Origin of the sequence: Streptomyces sp. NPDC088197 (assembly GCF_044741185.1) — a bacterium.
Taxonomy (GTDB): Bacteria; Actinomycetota; Actinomycetes; order Streptomycetales; family Streptomycetaceae; genus Actinacidiphila.
In genome coordinates this window covers 463,914-485,653 of the sequence record NZ_JBIUSD010000003.1, presented here as the reverse complement: position 1 = coordinate 485,653, position 21,740 = coordinate 463,914, and the positions used below count along the sequence as shown (strand labels likewise).

Genomic DNA, 21,740 nt, shown 5'->3' with positions numbered 1-21,740 from the left:
TGGGCCGCACCGTAGCGGTGCGGCCCAGGCGACCGTTTGAGACGGGGTCAGGAGGACGTGGGGCCGGCCGTGGTGGGAGTCGCGCTGCCGCTGGGCGTCGGGGCGGCCTTCGGGGGCGGGCCGAAGACGACGTTCACGTGCTCGAAGCCGAGCGAGGTCAGCAGGTGCTCCAGCATGAATTTGGTGTTGGTCTCGGCCCGCGCGCCCAACTCGGTCTGCTTGGCGGCGTCCTGGATCTTCTGCGCGGCCAGCTCGTTGAGCTGCTGGGCGTTGCCCGGATTGTCGCCGAAGAAGTCGCCGATCCGGTCGAAGAAGCCGCGCTGCTGCGAGACGACGTAGGAATGCTTGGTGTCCAGCGAGGTCCGCTCAAGTGCCGCGTGCGGCAGGCGGATCGTCGCGGACTTGCGGTCGGCGGAGACCTTCACCGCGTCGTTGCCGACGGAACCGAGATCGACGTACGCGTCGACGCTGCCCGCGCCGACGTACAGCGTGCGCTTGCCGCGCACCGCGGACGGCAGGAATTTGGCGTCCTTCTCCAGGTCGACGACGACCTCGAAGTTGCCGCTCGCGCCCTCGAAGCGGTTCATGTCCTGGATGGACTTCAACAGGACGGGACCGCTGCGGTCCTTGTCCTTCTCCGCGAACGGATTCGGTATACCGGGCAGCAGATTGGCCTTGCCGAGCAACAGGAACAGCAGCGCGAGTACGACCACTCCGATAGCTGTCCGCGCCCACCAGGGCATACGTCCCGCAGCACCACTGATCGCCATGACCGCGTCACCTCCTGAAGTGCCGGGTACCCGCGCTCGGCGATTCCATGAGCCGAACGTGCGCTCGACATAGGTGAGTTGGTACGGCCGGTCCGGGGGTCGCGCCCGGCGGCTCACAGGGCGTACGTGACCCCTGTCAGCCGCTCCGACGCCTCCCACAGCAGCTCGCCGGTCACGTCGTCACGGGTCCTGGGCAGCCGCCAGGCGCGGGCGGGCGCGCCGCGCAGGCCCGGCGCGCGCGGGCCGGTGAAGGAGTCGGGGGCGACACCGGGCGCCGTCGCCGCGTAGAGCGTGGGCAGCGCCCCCCGCTCGGCCGACTGCGCCAGCAGCCGGTTGCCGAAGACGTAGACACGCTCCACGCCCTTGCGGCCCTCCATCAGCGCCCCGCGCGTGTGCAGGTCCGTCGCCGCGTAACCGGGGTGCGCCGCCGCGGCCACGATCCCCGAACCGGCCGCCGCGAGCCGCCGCGACAGCTCGTGCACGAAGAGCAGATTCGCGCTCTTCGACTGGCCGTACGCCGTCCAACGGCGGTACCCGCGGGTCGCGTTGAGGTCGCCGAGACGCACCCCGGCCAGCACGTGCGCCACGCTCGACACCACGACGATCCGGGCCCCGCGGTCCGCCGCCCGCAGCCGTGGCAGCAGCAGGCCCGTCAGCGCGAAGTGCCCCAGGTGGTTCACCCCGAACTGCTTCTCGAAGCCGTCGTACGTCAGGCCGTACGGCAGTGCCATCACCCCGGCGTTGTTGACCAGCAGGTCCAGCGACGGCTCCTCGTACGCCTCCGCGAACGCCCGCACGCTTCCCAGGTCGGCCAGGTCCAGCGGCCTGAACACCGCCTGAGCGTTGGGCACTTCGGCCTGGAGGCGCTTCAGCGCCGCCGTCGCGCGCTCCGCGTCCCGGCACGCCAGCGTCACGCGGGCGCCGCGGCGGGCCAGTTCCCTGGCCGTGCAGTAACCGATGCCGGTGTTCGCCCCCGTCACCACGGCCGTCCTTCCGGACTGGTCCGGAACGCTTTCCGCCGTCCAGCTCATGACGTCCCCCTCCCTCGCACCTGACTACCCGTCAGGGTAGGGCCCTTGGCGGCGTACGGTGCCCCGTAGGGTCCCGTCCTGGACGGTTCCTTCGCGATGGGCGGTGGGCCGGTCTTCAGGGGCGCGGCCCCGGGGCGGTTCCTCTGCGGCGGGCGGCGCGCCGGTCTTTCCGGGGGCGCGGCCCCGGGGCGGTTCCTCTGCGGCGGGCGGTGGGCCGATCTTTTAAGGGGCGCGGGGAACTGCGCGACCAGCCACCGTGTTGCCGCAGGTCACCACCCGCCCCGGCGGGGCAGTTCGGTTGGTCCCGGACCACCGGCGGGTGGGGGTGGGCCGCGCAGTTCCCCGCGCCCCTAACGGGGCACGAGCCGTGCGCAAGGTGAGCGCGAAAGGGGCCACCGCCTCACGCGGAGGCGAGGTCCGGGCGCCGACGGGCGCGGAGGCGCCGGAGCATGCGGGCGTCCTGGAAACCAACGGCGCGGGCCGCGGCTTCGAGCGTGGCCCCCTGCCCGATGAGATGCTCGGCGCGCTCGATGCGCAGCTCCTGTTGGTAGCGGAGCGGCGTGAGCCCGGTGGAGGCGGTGAAGCGCCGCGTGAGGGTGCGCTCGCTGAGCCCGGTGGAGGCGGCGAGGTCGGCGAGGGCGAGGTGGTGGGCGAAGCGGGCGTCGATCAGATCCTGGGCCCGGTGCACGGCGTCGCTGAGGTGCCCGCGGTGCCGGAGCATGGCGCTGGTCTGGAGCTCGTCGCCGTTGCGCCGGGCGTAGACGACCATCTGCCGGGCGACGCGGGCAGCGGCGCCCGGCCCGTGGCGGACGGCGACCAGGTGCAGCGCGAGGTCGATGCCGCTGGCGATCCCGGCGGAGCTGACGACGCGGTCGTCCACGACGTAGAGGACGTCGCGTACGACGGTGGCCCGCGGATAGTCGCGGGCGAGTTCGTCCTGCACGTCGTGGTGGGTGGTGCAGCGGCGGCCGTCGAGCAGCCCGGCCCGGCCGAGCGCGTCCGCCCCCGCGCACACGCTCGCGACGGTGCCGCCGCCCGCGTGGTGCGCGCGCAGCCACTCCAGGGTCGCGGGCGTGAGCGCGCCGTTCTCGTGCAGCGTGTGGGCCCGCCAGCCCGGTACGACGATCAGGTCGTCGGCCGTCAGCGCGGGCGGCTCGGTGGCCGCGCGCAGCGCGACCCCTTGGGCGGTGGGGACGTCTTCCCGCTCGGCGACGTAGTCCAGCCGGTACCCGAGGCCGTAGTCGGCGGCCGTCGAGAACACCTGGGCGGGACCCGCGAGGTCGAGCAGATGCAGGTGGGGCACGAGCAGGAAGACGACCCGGGTCACGATCCGGTCAGCTCCTTGACGGTCGAGACGGTGGCGAAGCGGCCCGCGAGAGCGTACTCGGTGCGCGCGATGATGTCCGCCGGGAGCAGCGTGCGCGGGTCGGCCAGCACCTCGGCGAGCGGGCGGCCCGCCGGTGCGTCGCGGTGCTCGATCGGCTCGGTGGCGGTCGCGTCCACCACGAAGGTGACGTCGTAGCCGAGGTCGGAGGCCAGCCGCGTCGTGGTCTCCACGCACTGCTCGGTGCGGATGCCGCAGGTGATCAGCGAGCGGATGCCGCGCGCGGTGAGGATCTGCTGGAGATTCGTGGTCGTGAAGGCGTTGTGCGCGGTCTTGACGAGCAGCGGCTCGCCCTCGGCTTGGGTCAGCCCGTCGATCAGCCGTACGTGGCCGCTCGCCGGGTCGAAGACCGTGTTCGAGCCCGGCTCGGAGTGCAGCACCCAGATCACCGGGTGCCCCTGCTCGCGGGCGTGGTCGACCAGCCGTGCCACCCGCGTGGCCACCTCGGGGTCGGACGCGGCCTGCCAGCTCTCCCGCTGCCGGAAGGACTCCTGGACGTCGATGACGATGAGCGCGGTCGCGCTCGCGGGGTTCGTGTTGTCAGCCATGACTCGATCGTGCCTCCGGCGCGGGCCCGCGGGTAGACCCGATCATGCCCCGCTGCGGAACGATCCGGTCACCCGGCGGGGCACCGGGGTACGCCCCCGCGTCGGACTCGCCCGCGGACCGCCCGACGCCGCCCCGCCCCTCGACATCGCCGCGTTCGGCGAGCGGGCGGTGTCTCGACGACGACGCGGTGGCGGTGCCGGTGCATCACGTCGTCGAGGAGTAGCCGCCCGCTCGCCTGGCTCTCAACTCACCGTGCAGGCGGCGCCGTTGAGAGTGAAGCCGGTCGGCTTCGGGTTACTGCCCGACCAGTTGGCGTTGAAGCCGAAGTCCACCGTGCCGCCTGCCGCGATCGTCCCGTTGTAGGACAGATTCGTGGCCGTCGCCGCGGTGCCGCTCTGGGTGACCGTCGCGTTCCACGCCTGCGTGACCGTCTGGCCCGGCGCGAAAGTCCACTTCAGCGTCCAGCCGTTGACCGGCGCGGAGCCGTTGTTCTTCACCGTCAGATTCGCGGTGAAGCCGGTGTTCCACTGGTTGACCCCGTATGACACCGCGCAGCCGCCACCGCCGGGCGGTGTGGTGGGCGGAGTGGTCGGGGGCGTGGTGGGCGGTGTGGTCGGCGGTGTGGTGGTCGTGCTGCCGCCGAGCGCCGTACGGACCGCGGTGTAGGCGGGCTTGGGCTGGTAGTTGTCGTCGTACAGCAGAGCCGCGCCCTGGCCGGGGAAGACACCCGGGATCCACGAGGTCGCGTCGGAGACGCCCCACACCGTGATGCCCACACAACGCGACACGCCCAGGCAGGCGTTGACCACCGAGGTGTAGTCATTGGCCTGCTGTTGGAGCCTGGCGGCGTCCGACGGGGTCTGCATCCGGATGTCCAGCTCGGTGATGGCCACGTCCACGCCGAGGTCGGCGAAGCGCTGGAGGTTGGCCTTGAAGGTCGACGGCACCTGGCCGAGGATCAGGTGCGCCTGGAAGCCGACGCCGTCGATCGGAACGCCCTGCTGCTTCAGCGACTTGACCAGGTTGTACATGCCGTCGCTCTTGGGGCCCGTGCCCTCGACGTTGTAGTCGTTGAGGTAGAGCTTGGCGCCCGGGTCGGCGGCGCGGGCGGCCGTGAACGCGTCCGCGATGTACGACGAGCCGAGCTGGTTGTACCAGAGGTCCTGGCGGAAGGTGCCGTCCTCGTTGAACGGCTCGTTGACCACGTCCCAGTGGACGACCTTGCCCTTGTAGTGCGTGGCCTCGTCGGTGACGTGCTTGATCAGGATGTTGTGCAGCTCGGTGTTGCTGAAGCTGCCGGAGGTCAGCCAGTTGGGGAGCTGGCTGTGCCACACCAGATTGTGGCCGCGGACCTGCATGTTGTGCGCCTGCGCGAAGTTGACGATCGAGTCGCCCGGCGCCCAGTTGTACGTGCCGCGGCTCGGCTCGACGGTGTCCCACTTCATCTCGTTGCCGGGAGTGACCATGCCGAACTGGGCGCCCGCGATGGGCCCGCTGGCACCCGTGGCCTCGCTCGCGGTCAGGGCGGTGCCCATGTAGATGCCCTTGGCCGCGGCCAGGTCGCGCAGCGGCGGGTCCGCGGCGTGCGCCGACGGCACGGTGACGGCGATCAGCGCCGCCGTCGCCGCCAGCAGCGCCGCGCCGGATCCGCCGATGGCGGATCTGAGGGCTCGCTTGGAGAACATGTGTGAATACCTCTTCCAAGTGGGGGATTGGAGCAGGCAGTTCGGTACGCGTGGTTGCGAGCGATGCGCGTGGGACGAGGGAGGAACGCATCGAATGTTTCGATACGAATTCCGACTGCGGCGCAGACCCTACGGGCACCCCACCCGGCCGTCAACACCCCCGGCAATCACCGCACTTCGGACGGGGGCGGTGCGCGTACGCCTCGGCGTGCGGGCGTGCGGGCGTGCGGGCGTGCGGGCGTGCGGGCGTGCATGCGGGCATGCGGGCGTGTGAGTGTGCGGGCTCGCGGGTGGTGAGCGCGCGGGCGCGCGAGGACGCCTAGGCGGGGGACTGCGTGCTGCTGCGCTCCACCAGCCGGGTCGCCAGATCCACCCGCAGGGTGCTCGGCTGCTTGCCGCGGCTCAGGTCGAGCACCAGCCGGGCGGCGGCCTCCGCCATCTCGGTCAGCGGCTGCCTGACCGTGGTCAGCGGCGGGCTGATCCAGCGCGACAGCGGCAGGTCGTCGAAGCCGATCACGCTCACGTCGCCCGGAATGCTCAGCCCCAGCTCGCGCGCCGCCTCGTACAGTCCGAGCGCCTGGAGGTCGTTGCCGGTGAAGACGGCCGTGGGCCGCTCCGGCAGCCGCAGCAGTTCGAGTCCCGCGGTGTAACCGGCCTCGTGGTGGAAGTCGCCCGCCCTGACCAGCGCCGGGTCGAAGGCGACCCCCGCGGTCTCCAGCGCGGCGCGGTACCCGTCGATCCTCGCCCGGCTGCACATCATCCCCGCCGGGCCGCCGATCACACCGATCCGCCGGTGCCCCAGCTCCAGCAGGTGCCGGGTGGCGGCCACCCCGCCCTGCCAGTTGGTCGCCCCGATCGCGGGCACGTCCTCGCCGGGGTCGCCCGCCGGGTCCATCACCACGAACGGGATGTCCCGGCTGGTGAGCTGCGCCCGCTGGGCCGGGTCGAGCCCGGACAGTACGAGGATGACGCCGGTCGGACGCCGGGCCAGCACCCCGTCCACCCACGTCTGACCGGGGCTCAGGCGGCCCGCCGACTCCGAGAGCACCACGCTCAGGCCCTCGACCCGCGCCACGTTCTCCACACCCCGGATGACCTCCATCGCCCACGCGCTCTCCAGCTCGTGGAAGACCAGGTCGAGCAGCGGCGCGGGCTGCGCGTTGCCGCGCCGCCGCTGGTAGCCGTGGAGGCGCAGCAGCTCCTCCACCCTGCTCCGCGTGGCGGGCGCGACATCGCCGCGGCCGTTGAGCACCTTCGAAACAGTCGGAGCCGAGACGCCCGCGGCCCGGGCGATCTCGGCGAGGGTGGCCGCGCCGGCGCTGCCGCCCGCGTTTCCGCCCGCGCTCGCGCGGCCCGCCGCTCCCGCCGCGCCGTTCGACGGCGTGTCGGGCTGGTCGGCTGTCCTGGACGGTACGTCTGCGGCGCTCATGCCTGCGATCGTAGCCCGCCGCCGCCCCATCCGTCCGACCCCGGGGTGCCCCCTGTTTCCCCGGCAACAATCGGTAACCGACTCGAATCATTCTCCGTGTCGTCTCTCACCGCTTACCTGTGCCCCTCGGGGCGCGGGGGAGCCGCACGGCCAGCCGTGACGCCGCGCGGCCGGAAACGGGGGTGGCATGGCCGATTCCGGGCGGGCGGCAGGGGGAGGCAGGGTGCGACGGTGACGGGATGAGCTTCTTCCAGGACGTGCCAGAACCGCCGACCGCGCCGGAGCCGGAGCCCCGGCCGCGTCCCCCGTGGGAACGGTCCGTCTACGTGCTTCCCGCGTCGGTGCCGGGTGACGTGGTGCTGCTGCGCTCGGACCGGGCGGCGGTCTGGATCGGCGGGCTGCGGGCGTACCCCAACGGCTTCGTGTTCCACCTGCGCGCGGTCCTGCGAAGGACCCCGGCCAACGGAGCCTGGTTGGGCAATCCCCTCGACGGCCGGTCCAACCCGCTGCGTGCGCCCGAGCCGCAGAGCAATCTGCGGCTCGGCCTGCGGTACGCGGACGGCCGACGCGTCGCGACGCAGGGCGGGATGCCGGTGCCCTGGCCGGGCGACGACGACACGGAGGCGATCCGCCTGATCAGCCAGGGCGGCGGCGGCAGCGGTCTGACATGGGAGGCGACCTTCTGGACGTATCCGCTGCCGCCGGACGGCCCGGTGACCGTCTTCACCTCGTGGCTCGACGCCGGGGTGCGTGAAGCGTCGGTGGAACTGGACGGCGCGGCGATCCGGGCGGCGGGCGGCCGGGCGGTCCGCCTGTGGCCGCAGGACGAGGACCCCGAGGACGAGGACGGCTACAGCTACGTGACGAGGACGCTGACGGTCGGCGACGCCGAAGCGGACGGGGACGACGACCCCGAGACCGCCCCCGAGGCCGCACCCGGCACCGCACCGGGCGCGTAACCGGACGCTCATGGGGCCGAGACCGTCACCGACGGCTCGTGCCGCACCGGGAAGTTCACCGAGTTGGCGATGAAGCACAGCCGTTGGGCCTCCGCGTGGAGGGCCTGGGCGGCGGCGGCCATCGCGGGGGAGGCGACCTCGACGGCGGGCCGGAGCACGGCTTCGGTGAAGTGGCCGCCGCCGTCGCCGGTCTCCCGCATCGTGCCGGTCGCGTGGTCGGTGTAGCCGGTGACGACCACGCCGTTGACGGCGCAGACGTGGAGGTACGACAGCAGGTGGCACTGGGAGAGCGCGGCGAGGAGCAGCTGCTCGGGGTTCCAGCGGTCGGCGTCACCGCGGAAGGCGCGGTCGGCGGAGCCGGAGATGGCGGGGAGTCCGGCCGCGGTGACCTCGTGCGTACGGTCGTAGTCGCGGTAGGAGCTGGTGCCCGTGCCGCGGTTGCCGGTCCAGACGACCTCGGTCTCGTAGGAGTGCTGACGGGCTGACGGCATGGCTCGACGTCCCTTCGGGTCGCTCAGTCGGTGAATCGGGCGCCGCAGGTGTCCAGGACATGGCGGCGGGCCGCCTCGGCCGCCTCGCGCGCCCGGCCCCCGGTGATCGCGGCCAGCAGCTCCCGGTGCTGGGCGTTGACCTGGGCGGGCCGGTGGGGCGGGTCGAGGGAGGCGCGGGTGGAGACGAGGATCTGGTCCCACAGCCGGTCGAGCGAGGCGAGCGCCACGGGGTTCGCGGCGAGTACGGCGATCCGGCCGTGGAAGCGGCGGTTGTGGGCGACGGCCTCGGCGAGGTGCCCGGCCAGCGTGGCCTCTTCCGTACGGTCCGCCTCGCGGACCAGCTCGGCCAGGTCGGCGGGGGCGATCCGGCCCTCGGCCTGGCGCCCGGCGGCCAGCTCGGCGGTGAGCGCCTCCAGGGCGGCCCGCACCTGGTAGGCGTGGCGCAGCGCCTCCGCGTCCAGCGCGACCACGCGCACACCGCGCCCCGCCGAGTGGACCAGCCCGTCGGCGACCAGCGCGCGGAACGCCTCGCGCACCGGCGTCCTGCTCATCTCCAGCGACAGCGCGACCTCGGTCTCGGTGAGCCGCTGGCCCGGCGCGTAAGCGCCGTCCAGGATCAGGTCACGCAGCCGCGCGCGGGCGGCATCGGTCTGCTGCACCCGGCCGAGGCTAGCCTCTGTATGCATTGCATGCAATGCATACAGAGGGCCGGGGCGTACTTCTCCGCCCGGACCCGCAGCGGCCCCGCCGCGACCCGGTCCAGCGCCTCTTCCCAGTTCGCGGGCGCCGACTCGCCGTCCGCGCCCCGTACCAGCGGCCCGGTCAGCCGCACCGCCGTGGACAGCACCTCGGTCGAGGCGCGGCCCTCGCCGCACAACGCCCCCCGGTCGAGGCGCGGCCCTTGCCGCACAACGCCCCCCGGTTCACCGCGAACGCCGTCCGCTCCGCCACCTCCGGCCCGTCCGCCTCAGCGCACGGCGCCGCCCGCGGTGAGGGCGCGTGCGACCCCCGGCTCGCGCGGCCCCAGGAAGTGCGGGTTCGGGCGAATCACCACGTCCGCCGCCGCCTTGCCCGCGGCCAGCAACTCCCGTACGCCGCCCGCGTACCAGGTGGCGTCGTGCGGCTCGTCGACGGCGATCCCGTAGGCGTCGATCCCGGCGGCCTCGCAGAGCGCCAGGGCCCTGCGTATGTGGAAGTCCTGGCTGACCAGGACGGCCCGGTCGACCCCGAAGACGCGCTTGGCGCGGCTGCACGAGTCCCAGGTGTCGAAGCCCGCGTAGTCCAGGACGACCTTGTCGGCGGGCACGCCGTGCGCGGCCAGGTAGGTGCGCATGGCACCCGGCTCGTTGTACGACGTACGGCTGTTGTCGCCGGTGACCAGCACCACGCGTATCCGGCCCGTGCGGTACAGCGTCGCCGCCGCGTCCAGCCGGTGCGCCAGATACGGCGACGGCTTACCGTCCCAGAGCCCGGCGCCGAAGACCACGGCCACCGGCTCCTTCGGCACGTCGTCAAGCGTGCGGACGCGCCCGCCGTCGGCCAGCCGCAGCCACGTCGCGGGCAGCAGCGCCAGCACGCACACGGCCACGCTCCACCGCAGCAGCCGCCGCCACCCCCGCCGCGTGCGCGGCAACCGCGCCCATGACGGCTTCCACCCCCGGACCCGCGCCCCCCACGTCCGCGCCCACGTCATACCGTCCACCCCCTGACCCGCCATCGCCCCCGCCCCTCGCCGACCCGTGCCCCCTCCGTGACCGACGCCGGACACCCCCGCCCGGTTGCGTCATGGATCACAGTAGGACCCACCACTGACAACACCCCCGGAGCGCCCGCGTGACCGACCCCCGCCTTCCCTTCTTCCTCTACGGCACGCTGCTACCCGGCGGGCGCAACCACGGCGTGCTGCGCGGCCGGGCCCTGACCTGGACACCGGCCGAACTGCCCGGCGCGCTGCTCTTCCACGGCCCCGGCTACCCGTACGCCGTCCCCGACCCGGCGGGCGAGGGCGTCGTCCACGGGGCGCTGACGGCGGTCGGCCCCGAGGCGTACGCGGACGTCCTCGCCGACCTCGACCGGCTGGAGGAGTACGCGCCGGGCGCCCCCGCCAACCTCTACGAGCGCCGCCGTACGCACGTGCTCACGGCGGGCGGACCGACCCCCGCCTGGGTGTACTTCGCGGCCGACCGCACCGCCCGTGAGCTGCTGCTCTCCGGCGAGCGGGTCTCCGGCGGCCGGTGGCCGCACAGCGGACCCGCGGCCGGGTGAGAGCACCGAAACCGGCTGTCGCGCCCGCGCGAACGACGAGGCAATCCGGCGCGCGCCTCGTACTTCACCGCACCCGGCCGCTTCGCCGCGCAGACCTCGGCCGCCGCGCCCTGGATCGCCGCGGCCCCGCTCGGCGCGCACGACGTGATGGCCGAACTCGTACTGCGCCGGTACGACGAAGCCCTCCGGTACGACGAAGCCCTCCGCTACGACGGAACGTTCCTGGGCGCCGACGCCCGCCGTCGGGGCAGGTCAGCGCGGGCCACGGCGGCCCGGGCGCCGGTCGCGCGCCCGGTCCGCCACCCGCGCGTACGCCGCCGGTCACCGGGGCCGGTTACCGTCACGGGTATGGAAGAGAAGGACCGGTCACAGCGGGCGGCATCCGCGCACCTGGGCCCGTACGAGCGGTACGGGCCCTACGGCGAGGCCGATATGGGGCGGTATGTCGCGGAACCGGACAAGAGGCCGGGCCGTACGGCGTTCCAGCGCGACCGGGCGCGGGTGCTGCACTCGGCGGCGCTGCGCAGGCTGGCCGGGAAGACGCAGGTCGTGGACCCGGGCGTCAACAGCGCGGCGGCGATCGACACCAGCCCGCGCACCCGGCTGACGCACTCGCTGGAGTGCGCGCAGGTCGGCAGGGAACTGGGCGCGGCGCTCGGCTGCGACCCCGACCTGGTGGAGACGGCGTGCCTGGCGCACGACCTCGGGCACCCGCCGTTCGGGCACAACGGCGAGCTGGTCCTGGCCGAATTCGCCGAGGACTGCGGCGGGTTCGAGGGCAACGCGCAGAGCCTGCGGCTGCTGACCCGGATCGAGCCGAAGAAATTCGTGCCGGACCCGGCGGGCGGCGACGCGCTGGTCAGCGTCGGCCTCAATCTCACCCGCGCCGCGCTGGACGCGGCGACCAAGTACCCGTGGGCGCGCGGCGGCCACCCCACCACGCCCGGCAGCCCCAAATTCGGCGCGTACGAGGACGACCTGCCGGTCTTCGGCTGGCTGCGGAAGGACGCGCCCGACGGCCGCCAGTGCTTCGAGGCGCAGGTCATGGACTGGGCCGACGACGTCGCGTATTCGGTGCACGACGTGGAGGACGGCCTCCAGGCCGGGCACATCGACCCCGGCGCGCTGACCTCTGCCCCCGAGCGCGCCGAGGTGTTCGGCTGCGCCGCCGCCCGCTATGTGCCGCCCGGCACCGACCCGGCCGAGCTGGCCGCGGCCCTCGACCGGCTGCTCGACCAACCCTGGTGGCCGCACGGCTACGACGGCACCGCGCTCGCCCAGGCGCGGCTCAAGGACGCCGCCTCCCAGCTCATCGGCCGCTTCTGCCTGGCGGCCGAGAGCGCCACCCGCGAGCGCTACGGCACCGGCCGCCTCACCCGCTACCGCGCGGAGCTGGTCGTGCCGCGCGAGCAGCGGCTCGAATGCGCCGTTCTCAAGGCGGTCGCCGACCGGTACGTCATGCAGCGCGCCGCGCAGGCCAAGCGCCGGGCCGAGCAGCGCGTGGTGATCGGCGAGCTGGCGCAGCGGCTGCTGGAGCGGGCCCCCGAGGGCCTTGACCCGCAGTTCCGCGGGATCTTCGACGCCGCCCCCGACGACCGCGCCCGCCGCCGCGCCGTCGTCGACCAGATCGCCTCCCTCACCGACGCGGCGGCCACCGCCCTGCACGCCCGGCTGCACGCGTAACCGCCGGAAACGGGGCGTCCGGTACGCCGGGATACCCGCCCGGCATATGGCCGGATGCCCACTGGGCAGAAGAAGCACGAGGGGATGGACGGCGCGGCGCTCTTCCGGACGGCCCTGACGTGCGGGACGCTCGTATGTACGCACAAGCAGGACGCACAGGCAGGACGCACGAGCACGACGCGCCCTTAGACGCACCGCACGACGCACGAACAGAACGCACAAGCACCACGCACAAGCACCACGCACAAGCACCACGCACAAGCACCACGCACGCAGCACCGCACGACACGTACCCGTACGCTCGCACACGTACCGATCGCCGACCCGCCTGGAGGGCCACCGTGGTGGACGCACACGAAACCTTCGTGATCGTCGGAGCAGGGCTCGCCGGGGCGAAGGCGGCCGAAACGCTCCGGGCCGAGGGTTTCACCGGCCGGGTGATACTGATCGGCGACGAGCGCGACCACCCCTATGAACGCCCGCCCCTGTCCAAGGGCTATCTGACCGGCGCCGACGAGCGCGACTCGGTCTTCGTGCAGAACACCTCCTGGTACGCCGAGCACGACATCGAGCTGCACCTGGGCCAGCCGGTCGTGCACCTGGACCCGGCCGCCAAATTCGTCCGCCTCGGCGACGGCACTACGCTGATGTACGACAAGCTGCTGCTCGCCACCGGCTCCGAGCCGCGCCGCCTGGACATCCCGGGCACCGACCTGGCCGGGGTGCACCACCTGCGCAGGCTCGCGCACGCCGACCGGCTCAAGCACGTGCTGACCAGCCTCGGCCGGGAGAACGGCCACCTGGTGGTGGCGGGCGCGGGCTGGATCGGCCTGGAGGTCGCCGCCGCGGCCCGCGGCTACGGCGCCGAGGTCACCGTCGTGGAGTCCGCGCCGACCCCGCTGCACTCGGTGCTCGGCCCCGAACTGGGCGCGGTCTTCACCGACCTGCACGCCGAGCACGGCGTCCGCTTCCACTTCGGCGCCCGGCTCACCGAGATCACCGGCCAGGACGGCATGGTGCTCGCCGCCCTCACCGACGACGGCGAGGAGCACCCGGCGCACGACGTGCTCGCCGCGATCGGTGCCGCCCCGCGCACCGCGCTGGCCGAGAGCGCGGGACTCGACCTGGTCGACCCGGCCGAGGGCGGCGGCATCGCCGTGGACGCCTCGCTGCGCACCTCGAACCCCGACATCTTCGCTGCGGGCGATGTCGCCAACGCCGAACACCCGCTGCTCGGCGGCCGGTTGCGCGTCGAGCACTGGGCGAACGCGCTGAACGGCGGCCCCGCCGCGGCCCGCGCCATGCTCGGCCGCCCGGTGTCGTACGACCGGGTTCCGTACTTCTTCTCCGACCAGTACGACCTGGGCATGGAGTTCTCGGGGAACGCGGCGCCCGGCTCGTACGACCAGGTGGTGTGCCGCGGCGATGTGGGCAAGCGGCAGTTCATCGCCTTCTGGCTGAACGAGGGGCGGGTGCTGGCGGGGATGAACGTCAATGTGTGGGACGTCACCGAGCCGATCCAGCAGCTCATCCGCTCCGGCCGCGCGGTCGACCCCGAGCGGCTGTCCGACCCGGCGGTGCCACTAACCTCGTTCCTGGACTGACCAGGAGCTTCCTTCCTGGACCGGCCGGACCGACCAGGAAGGGACACCCCGCCGTGCCCGTCACCCGTACCGCCGTCGTGCCCGTCGAGGAGATCTTCGCCCTGCGCTGGGCGGTGCTGCGGACCGGCCTGCCGCGCGAGACCGCCGTCTATCCGGAGGACTCGCGCGACGGCACGTTCCACATCGCCGCCTACGACGAGGAAGGCGCGGTACGGGGCTGCGCCACCTTCTTCCCCGAGCCGCTGTCGGGGGACGACGCCCTCGCGGACGCGGATACGGCCGGGGCGTCCGCGTACCGCTTCCGCGGCATGGGCAGCGCGCCCGAGGTCCGCGGCCAGGGGTTCGGCGGCGCGGCCCTGATCGCGGGCCTGCGCGAGGCCGCGGCCCGCGGCGCCGAACTGGCCTGGTGCAACGGCCGTACGTCCGCCGCCGGTTTCTACGAGCACTTCGGCTTCACGGCGATCGGCGAGGAATTCGTCGTGGAACCGATCCGCCCGCACTACGTGTTCGTCACCAAGGACCTCGCGCGGGGTCCCGCGTAGGCCGTCGCCCAGCGCCTCTCCGCCTGTTACCGAACGCTACTTCGACAGGTAGAAGGCCAGCAGCCCCGACGCGTCCATGTCCAGCGCCGGCTCCGAGCTCTGCCACGACCGCACGTCGTCCACGTACCGGCTGCCGCGCCCGTTGAAGGCGCTGTACGGGTCCGCGCCGCCGGGCGGGCACGGCCGCATGCCGTCCAGGTAGTCGCCGAGGCCGTCGCTGAACTGCTCCGCGCCGTTGGGCCCGTTGACGATCGCGCCCACCTCCAGCGGTCGTGAACCGGTCAGGCTCCCCGCGAGGTTGCCCAACTCGCCCGCCGTGCAGCGCGGGAAGGTCTGCCCCTGGCCGACCATGAAGGACGTGCCCCAGGCGTTCGCCCCCAGCAGCCAGTCGAGTTGCTGCACCGCGAAGCGGTCGAACGAGGTGTCGCCGGTCACCGAGCGGTACAGCCGCGTGGTGGCCGCGAGACCCAGCGTGTGCGAGTCCGCGTCGAAGTCGTCGTAGACCGCGCCCGCGTGGAACGGATCGGCCGCCGCCCGCCGTTGCCCGGAGGCGATCTGGCCCTTCACGTAACCGACCAGGTCGGCGTACGTCACCGCGAGGCCGCGCGGGTGCCCGGCCGCCCTGATCGCCCGCGCCAGGTCGAGGTCGGCGAGCGCGCTGGTGTCGTACATGTTCAGCGTGTCGGCGCCCGCCTCGCTCTGGTGCGCCTTCGCCCAACTCGCCGCCTGCTTCAGCCAGTCCGCGCCGCGCCGGTCGTGCAGCCGCTGCGCCGCCAGCGCCAACTCGGCCCCGCCGAAGGCCAGATCGTCCTTCCAGCTCGTCTCGGGGTAGTAGCCGTACGGCACGGTGGTGACGAGCGTGCCAGGGCGGGTGTCGGCCAGGCCGTAGATCTGCGCCGCGGTGTTCAGATACGCGCGGGCCTTGGCGGGCGCGGTGGCCGCGTACCGCTGGGCGGCGAGCGCGAAGTCCGCGGCGAGCCGGCCCGCCTGGTTGGGGCTGAGCTTCGCGCCGGGGGCGCCCGCCCTGAACACCGGGCGGTTCTTCAGGAACGGGTGCGCGGAGTCCTTGTCGTCCTTCTCCGGCAGCCGCCACACGTCGTGGTCGCCGACGACGCTGCCGCTGTCCGTACCGGAACCGAGGCCGACCTGGATGTACAGCGTCTTCGTTGTGCCGTCCCACATCTTGTCGAGCCAGTCCAGGCCGTGCTGCGCCTCGCCGCCGAGGGCCGAGGCGGGGCCCGCGCCGGTCTGCCGGGCGGCGATCTGGAGCGCGGCGACGGCGTACGAGGTGGTCTCGGTGAACTTCAGGTAGTCGCCCGCGTCGAACCAGCCGCCGGAGACGTCCACCGGGGCCGCGCCCGCGATCTTCTTCGGGGCGGCCTTGATCGTGTCGCCGTCGGGGTCGGTGAACGACGGCCACGCGTAGACGGCGGCGTGCGCGTCGTTGAGATGCGACGGCTTGCGCCGCAGCTGCCCGGGGATCGTCCTCGCGCCGTCGCGCTGGGCCTGGAAGAAGGCGGTGGCGTCGGCGGCGGGACGGCCGAAGACGGCCTTCGCCGAGCCGATGGTGAAGGCGGGGGAGGAGGCGGTGGCGGTGCCGCCGACCACCAGCCGGTAGGTGCCGGGCGTGCGCACCGCGCTGAAGTCGATCAGGTAGACGGCCGGATACGCGCTGTTCCAGCGGCCCAGGCTCGCCCCCGTGCTGCCGTGCGCGACGACCCGGCCGCCACGCCCCACCAGCTTCCACGACGCCTCGCCGACCGCGCTCTTGGCCAGCAGGAACGCTTCTTTGGCGCCGCTTCCCGCGTAGCCGACCTGGTTCACCCGGACCTCGCCGGTGGTCGCGGCCTGGGCGGTGTCCGCGCCGCCCGCCAGCGACAGCGCCGCCAGCACGGCGGTCGCGGTGACAGCCGTCGCCGCGGCGGTGGTCCATCTGCGGAGCGGCCTTCTGCGAAGCTCGGGCATGCGGCTGTGTCTCCCCACGACTTCGGAACCCCAATAGGAAAGGTTCCTAACGATTGGCGAAGCTAGTCCTCACCCCCGCCCGGGTCAAGACCTTCGTCGCCACCCACCGCCCGGCGCTCCGCTGTCCCACCAGCGCCGTAGACTTGCGCGAGTGGCGGGCAGGATCAGAGACGAAGACGTGAAGGCGGTACGGGACGCGGTCCCGATCGACGCCGTCGTCTCCGAATACCTCCAGCTCAAGAACGCCGGCGGCGGCAATCTCAAGGGCCTGTGCCCCTTCCACGACGAGAAATCCCCCTCCTTCCAGGTCAGCCCCTCCAAGGGCCTCTACCACTGCTTCGGCTGCGGGGAAGGCGGGGACACCCTCGCGTTCGTCATGAAGCTCGACCATCTGTCGTTCACCGAGGCCGTCGAGCGCTTGGCCGGGCAGGCCGGGATCACGCTGCGGTACGAGGAGGGCAGCCATGTCCCCGGGCGGCAGCAGGGCGAGCGGATCCGGCTGGTCGAGGCGCACAAGGCCGCCGCGCAGTTCTATGTGGAGCAACTGGGCGGGGCGGAGGCGGAGATCGGCCGGAGGTTCCTGGCCGAGCGCGGCTTCGACCAGGCGGCGGCGGAGCACTTCGGGGTGGGGTACGCGCCCGCCGGGTGGGACCACCTGGTGCGGTATCTGCGGGGGAAGGGCTTCACCGACAAGGAGCTGATCACCGCGGGACTGGCCTCCGAGAGCCGCAGGGGCGGGGCGATCGACCGCTTCAGGGGGCGGCTGATCTGGCCGATCCGGGACATCACCGGCGAGGTCATCGGCTTCGGCGCGCGCAAGCTGCGCGAGGACGACCAGGGGCCGAAGTACCTGAACACCTCCGAGACGCCGCTCTACAAGAAGTCCCAGGTGCTGTACGGCATCGACCTGGCCAAGAAGGAGATCGCCAAGACCGGGCGGGCGGTGGTCGTCGAGGGGTACACCGATGTGATGGCCTGCCATCTCGCCGGGGTCACCACGGCCATCGCCACCTGCGGCACCTCCTTCGGCGGCGACCACATCAAGATCCTGCGCCGGCTGCTGATGGACAATTCGACCGCCGAGGTGGTCTTCACCTTCGACGGCGACGAGGCGGGCCAGAAGGCCGCGCTGCGGGCGTTCGAGGACGACCAGAAATTCGCCGCCGAGACGTCGATCGCGATCACGCCCGGCGGGATGGACCCGTGCGAACTGCGGCTCGCCGAGGGCGACGCGGCCATCCAGCGGCTGATCGACGGCCGCACCCCGCTGTTCGCCTTCGCGCTGCGCTCCATCGTGTCCCGCTACAACCTGGACACCGACGAGGGCCGGGTCGCGGCCGTGGACGCGGGGGTCGCCGTGGTCGCCGCGATCAAGAACCAGGCGCTGCGCGACCGTTACGCGATCCGGCTGGTCGGCATGGCCGGGATCGGCACGCAGTCCGAGGAGCAGTCGATCATCCGCCGGGTCCGCGCGATGGCCAGGGCCCGCGCGGCGGGCGGCGGCAGCACCGACAACCGCCCGCAGTACGGCCGCCAGGGCCAGGGCGGTCCGTACGCGGGCGGCGACCGGCAGTCCTCCGGCGTCCCCGCGCAGAACGCGCCGCGCGGCCCCCGCCTGGACCTGCGCAGCCCCGCCCACCGCGTCGAGCGCGAGCTGCTCAAGCTCGCCCTCCAGTACCCGAAGCTGGTCTCCCCGGCCTTCGACGCGTACGGCGAGGACGAGTTCACCGGACCGCCCTACGCCGCCGTGCGCCGGGTGATCGCCGAGGCGGGCGGCGTCGAGGCGGCCGACGGCGACTATCTCGTACGGGTCCGCGAGGCCGCGCCCGACGACACCGTACGGATGATGGTCACCGAACTGGCCGTCGAGCCGGTGATGCACAAGTCGCCCGAGTTCTACGCGGGCGAGGTGCTGGTCCGGGTGCGGATCAACGCGGTGGAGCGGCGCGTGGCCCAGGTGCACGCCACGCAGGCGCGGTTCGCCGCCCAGGGCGTCCCGCAGGACTCGCCCGAGGTCACCGCGTCGCTGGGCGAGCTGTGGGCGCTCCAGCAGTACGGCCAGCGGCTGCGCGAACAGGGCGCGGCGGGGCTGTAGCCGCCGCGGGCGTACACCCGGGCATATGCCTTGCGTCACCGCACGGACCTGAGCGGTGACCTTGTGTGAAAAAGGGAGCGCACGCCCCTCGTAGCGGAGCCGCGTCGTGGGCCACACTGGGTGACGGCGCCCAGGGCCTGTCCGGCAAGACGCGCTGCGAGCCCGAGGACGCGCTCACTTCTGGAGGTCGCTTCCGTGCAGACCCAGACCCAGATCCACACCCAGATCCAGACCCTCACGACCGCGGCCGAGGTGGTGGCGATGGAGCCCCAGGCGGAACCGCCAGGGAACCTCACGGGGTCGCGGGTGCCGGAGCAACGCGTGGTCACCGACGAGCGGGACGACGAGGACGCGGTGCCGGTACGGCCGCCGCGCGAGGAGTCCGCGGGCCCGTCCGCCGACCTCTTCCGGCAGTATCTGCGCGAGATCGGCCGTATCCCGCTGCTCACGGCGGCCGAAGAGGTGGACCTGGCCCGCCGGGTGGAGGCCGGACTCTTCGCCGAGGAGAAGCTCGGCGCCTTTCCCGACCTGGACTCGCAGCTCGCCGTCGACCTCGACCGCCTGGTGGTGCTCGGCCGGATGGCCAAGCGCCGCCTCATCGAGGCCAATCTGCGGCTGGTCGTCTCGGTCGCCAAGCGGTACATCGGCCGCGGCCTGACCATGCTCGACCTGGTCCAGGAGGGCAATCTCGGGCTGATCCGGGCGGTGGAGAAGTTCGACTACGCGCGCGGCTACAAGTTCTCGACGTACGCGACCTGGTGGATCCGCCAGGCGATGTCGCGGGCGCTGGCCGACCAGGCCAGGACGATACGGGTCCCCGTGCACGTGGTGGAGCTGATCAACCGGGTGGTGCGGGTGCAGCGGCGGCTGCTCCAGGAGCGCGGCTACGAGCCGAGCACCGAGGAGGTCGCCGCCCAGCTCGACCTGCCGGAGGAGCGGGTCAGCGAGGTGCTGCGGCTGGCCCAGGAGCCGGTGTCGCTGCACGCGCCGGTCGGCGAGGAGGAGGACGTCGCGCTCGGCGACCTCATCGAGGACGGCGACGCCGCCTCGCCCGTGGAGTCCGCGGCCTTCCTGCTGCTGCGCGAGCACCTGGAAGCGGTGCTGTCCACGCTCGGCGAGCGCGAGCGCAAGGTCGTCCAGCTCCGCTACGGCCTCGCCGACGGCCGCCCCCGCACCCTGGAGGAGATCGGCCGCATCTTCGGCGTGACCCGCGAACGCATCCGCCAGATCGAGTCCAAGACCCTCAACAAGCTCCGCGACCACGCCTTCGCCGACCAGCTCCGCGGCTACCTCGACTGAGACCCCCCGGAGCCCCCCGGGCCTTAGCCGTCCCTGCGCAGCCGCGCCAGCGGCCTCGGCGCCACCACGAACCCCTCGGCGCGCGCGCTCGCCAGCCCGATCCGCGGCAGATGCGCGCTCTTGGCGAAGAGCAGGAAGCGCGGCTCCCAGATGGGCCGGTACTTGGCGTTCGCGCGGTACAGCGACTCCAGTTGCCACCAGCGGGAGAAGAACATCAGGGCCGAGCGCCACAGCCGCAGCACCGGGCCCGCGCCCAGCCGGGCGCCGTCCTCGAACACCGACCGGAACATCGCGAAGTTGAGCGACACCCGCTCCACGCCGACGTCGGCGGCGCGTTCGATCAGGTCGAGGACCATGAACTCGACCAGGCCGTTCTCGCTGTCCCGGTCGCGCCGCATCAAGTCCAGCGACAGCCCCTTCGGGCCCCACGGCACGAAGCTGAGCAGCGCCTTCAACTCGCCCTCGCCGTCGAGGCATTCGATCATCACGCAGTCGCCGTCGGCCGGGTCGCCGAGCCTGCCGAGCGCCATCGAGAAGCCGCGCTCGGTGGCGCCGTCCCGCCAGCGGTCCGCCGCCTCGATCAGTGCGGCCGTCTCGTCGGCCGGGATGTCGCGGTGCCGCCGGATACGGGTGGTGTAACCGGCGCGCCGCACCCGGTTGTACGCCTGCCGCACGCCGCGCATCGCCCGGCCGTCCAGGGTGAACTCGTCGGTCTCCACGATGGCTTCGTCGCCCAGTTCCAGCGCGTCCAGGCCGTGCCGGGCGTAGACGGTGCCGCCCTCCTCGCTGGCGCCCATCACCGCGGGGATCCAGGCGTGGTCGCGGGTCTCCACCAGCCAGGCGTCGATGGCGCCCGGCCATGCCTCGACGTCGCCGATCGGGTCGCCGGAGGCCAGGGCCACACCGCCGACCACGCGGTAGGCGACGGCGGCCTTGCCGCTGGGCGAGAAGATGACGGACTTGTCGCGGCGCAGCGCGAAGTAGCCGAGCGAGTCGCGGGCGCCGTGCCGGGCGAGCAGTTCGCGCAGCCGGTCCTCGTCGTCGCGGCTCTGGAGGTCCCGGCCGCGCGGGGAGCGGAAGAGCGCGTAGAGCACGGCGAGCAGCAGGCCGAGGCCCGCCAGGTTGAGGCCGCTGCTGACCCACGGGCTGATGTGCAGATTCGGCTCGATGTCGGAGTCGCGGCTCAGCGTCGTCAGCCGCAGCGCCACGTACCAGACGCGGTCGCCGACGCTGGCGCGCTCCGGGCCGACCGCCGTGACCAGGGTCGTGCCGACCAGGACCGACAGCAGCGCGCCGACGCCGAGGACGGCGAGCGCGAGCTGCGGGTTGGTGCGGTCGCCCTTGCCGTGGAATTCGCGGCGGCCGAGCGCGCCGAAGCACAGCACGGTCAAAGTGAGCGCGGTGGAGACCCAGTTGAACGGGTGCCGCCGCAGGTCGTCGTAGCACAGCGCCCACACCGACAGGGCCGCGTAGCCGCCGCACAGCGCCATGAAGACGATCCAGGCCACGCGCTTGTGCCGGGCCAGCATCATGGCCATGAAGAGCGTCGCGGCGGCCGAGCCGAAGCCGGCGAAGAGCATGAACGGCGTGAACAGCTCACCGGTGTTGTGGTTCGACATCTCCTGACGGATCGTCAGGGACACGGCGGACAGCAGATCGACGACGCCGATCACCCGCAGGTACCAGATCGGCACCCGCGCGCTGCGCCGCGCCAGCGTCGAGGTCTCGCGCCGCGCGGGGCAGCGCACCGGGTCGGAACCGCCCGGTCGCCCCTGCCGCGGCCCCTCGCCCGTACTCGTACCCGTACCCGAATCCGTGCTCGTACCCATACGGGTACTCGTACCCGCCCGCGTGCCGGTACCCGCGACCGACGCCGCGGTGGTGGCGCTGCTCATCACTTCTGCCCTTCCGGAGGTACGGCGGCACAGGCTACCAACGCCGCGCGCCGCCGTACCCGCTGGCTCCTCGGGTTTTCCGGCCCCCCGCTCC

18 protein-coding genes are annotated in these 21,740 nt (G+C 73.0%); 7 read left to right on the top strand and 11 right to left on the bottom strand.

What is annotated here, in order from left to right; translation table 11 throughout:
• Window positions 1–47: 47 nt before the first annotated feature.
• From ACIOC1_RS10630 to ACIOC1_RS10605, 6 genes are all read right to left on the bottom strand, one after another.
• Window positions 48–770: a DUF4230 domain-containing protein gene (locus ACIOC1_RS10630; RefSeq protein ID WP_401853279.1), complete on the bottom strand. Its 723-nt coding sequence runs from the start codon at window positions 768–770 to the stop codon at window positions 48–50.
• A 113-nt stretch (window positions 771–883) separates the two neighbouring features.
• The gene (locus tag ACIOC1_RS10625) at window positions 884–1,801 is read right to left on the bottom strand and encodes an oxidoreductase (RefSeq protein ID WP_401853276.1); all 918 of its coding nucleotides are present in this window, start codon (window positions 1,799–1,801) and stop codon (window positions 884–886) included.
• Window positions 1,802–2,201: 400 nt separating this feature from the next.
• Window positions 2,202–3,128, bottom strand: coding sequence for a DJ-1/PfpI family protein (locus tag ACIOC1_RS10620; RefSeq protein ID WP_355344686.1), 927 nt, complete (start codon window positions 3,126–3,128; stop codon window positions 2,202–2,204).
• Window positions 3,125–3,733 (bottom strand): cysteine hydrolase family protein, encoded by a 609-nt coding sequence (locus ACIOC1_RS10615; RefSeq protein WP_401853273.1) that lies wholly within the window; start codon window positions 3,731–3,733, stop codon window positions 3,125–3,127. The genes ACIOC1_RS10620 and ACIOC1_RS10615 overlap by 4 nt, the downstream gene beginning before the upstream one ends.
• A gap of 243 nt (window positions 3,734–3,976) precedes the next feature.
• On the bottom strand, window positions 3,977–5,419 hold the full coding sequence (locus ACIOC1_RS10610; RefSeq protein WP_401853270.1) for an endo-1,4-beta-xylanase: 1,443 nt from the start codon (window positions 5,417–5,419) through the stop codon (window positions 3,977–3,979).
• A gap of 319 nt (window positions 5,420–5,738) precedes the next feature.
• Complete coding sequence (locus tag ACIOC1_RS10605) at window positions 5,739–6,848, bottom strand: LacI family DNA-binding transcriptional regulator (protein ID WP_355344695.1); 1,110 nt, start codon at window positions 6,846–6,848, stop codon at window positions 5,739–5,741.
• Window positions 6,849–7,087: 239 nt separating this feature from the next.
• Between ACIOC1_RS10605 and ACIOC1_RS10600 the strand changes: the two genes are divergently transcribed.
• The gene (locus ACIOC1_RS10600; RefSeq protein ID WP_401853268.1) at window positions 7,088–7,807 is read left to right on the top strand and encodes a hypothetical protein; all 720 of its coding nucleotides are present in this window, start codon (window positions 7,088–7,090) and stop codon (window positions 7,805–7,807) included.
• A gap of 8 nt (window positions 7,808–7,815) precedes the next feature.
• On the opposite strand, the gene ACIOC1_RS10595 is transcribed toward ACIOC1_RS10600, so the two are convergent.
• The 3 genes from ACIOC1_RS10595 to ACIOC1_RS10585 all read right to left on the bottom strand — a co-directional run bounded on the left by ACIOC1_RS10595 (window position 7,816) and on the right by ACIOC1_RS10585 (window position 9,991).
• Window positions 7,816–8,298, bottom strand: coding sequence for an OsmC family protein (locus ACIOC1_RS10595; RefSeq protein ID WP_401853266.1), 483 nt, complete (start codon window positions 8,296–8,298; stop codon window positions 7,816–7,818).
• A 23-nt stretch (window positions 8,299–8,321) separates the two neighbouring features.
• Window positions 8,322–8,957, bottom strand: a complete 636-nt coding sequence (locus tag ACIOC1_RS10590) for a GntR family transcriptional regulator (protein ID WP_401853265.1) — start codon at window positions 8,955–8,957, stop codon at window positions 8,322–8,324.
• A 308-nt stretch (window positions 8,958–9,265) separates the two neighbouring features.
• Window positions 9,266–9,991 (bottom strand): vancomycin high temperature exclusion protein, encoded by a 726-nt coding sequence (locus ACIOC1_RS10585; RefSeq protein ID WP_401853653.1) that lies wholly within the window; start codon window positions 9,989–9,991, stop codon window positions 9,266–9,268.
• Between the two features lie 140 nt (window positions 9,992–10,131).
• Between ACIOC1_RS10585 and ACIOC1_RS10580 the strand changes: the two genes are divergently transcribed.
• The 4 genes from ACIOC1_RS10580 (at window position 10,132) to ACIOC1_RS10565 (ending at window position 14,392) form a co-directional block, all read left to right on the top strand.
• Entirely contained in the window at window positions 10,132–10,563 is a 432-nt protein-coding gene (locus ACIOC1_RS10580; RefSeq protein ID WP_401853264.1) for a gamma-glutamylcyclotransferase, read from the top strand.
• Between the two features lie 432 nt (window positions 10,564–10,995).
• Complete coding sequence (locus ACIOC1_RS10575; RefSeq protein ID WP_401853652.1) at window positions 10,996–12,246, top strand: deoxyguanosinetriphosphate triphosphohydrolase; 1,251 nt, start codon at window positions 10,996–10,998, stop codon at window positions 12,244–12,246.
• 341 nt (window positions 12,247–12,587) lie between these two features.
• On the top strand, window positions 12,588–13,850 hold the full coding sequence (locus tag ACIOC1_RS10570) for an FAD-dependent oxidoreductase (protein ID WP_355344716.1): 1,263 nt from the start codon (window positions 12,588–12,590) through the stop codon (window positions 13,848–13,850).
• Between the two features lie 53 nt (window positions 13,851–13,903).
• Complete coding sequence (locus tag ACIOC1_RS10565) at window positions 13,904–14,392, top strand: GNAT family N-acetyltransferase (protein WP_401853261.1); 489 nt, start codon at window positions 13,904–13,906, stop codon at window positions 14,390–14,392.
• A 36-nt stretch (window positions 14,393–14,428) separates the two neighbouring features.
• On the opposite strand, the gene ACIOC1_RS10560 is transcribed toward ACIOC1_RS10565, so the two are convergent.
• Window positions 14,429–16,357, bottom strand: coding sequence for a glycoside hydrolase family 9 protein (locus ACIOC1_RS10560; protein WP_401853259.1), 1,929 nt, complete (start codon window positions 16,355–16,357; stop codon window positions 14,429–14,431).
• 151 nt (window positions 16,358–16,508) lie between these two features.
• Between ACIOC1_RS10560 and dnaG the strand changes: the two genes are divergently transcribed.
• Entirely contained in the window at window positions 16,509–18,452 is a 1,944-nt protein-coding gene (gene dnaG, locus ACIOC1_RS10555) for a DNA primase (protein WP_355344725.1), read from the top strand.
• 120 nt (window positions 18,453–18,572) lie between these two features.
• Window positions 18,573–19,751, top strand: coding sequence for a sigma-70 family RNA polymerase sigma factor (locus ACIOC1_RS10550; RefSeq protein ID WP_391160217.1), 1,179 nt, complete (start codon window positions 18,573–18,575; stop codon window positions 19,749–19,751).
• Window positions 19,752–19,774: 23 nt separating this feature from the next.
• Here the strand turns inward: ACIOC1_RS10550 and ACIOC1_RS10545 are convergent, their stop codons facing one another.
• On the bottom strand, window positions 19,775–21,580 hold the full coding sequence (locus tag ACIOC1_RS10545) for a phosphatidylglycerol lysyltransferase domain-containing protein (RefSeq protein WP_401853649.1): 1,806 nt from the start codon (window positions 21,578–21,580) through the stop codon (window positions 19,775–19,777).
• Window positions 21,581–21,740 lie beyond the last annotated feature (160 nt).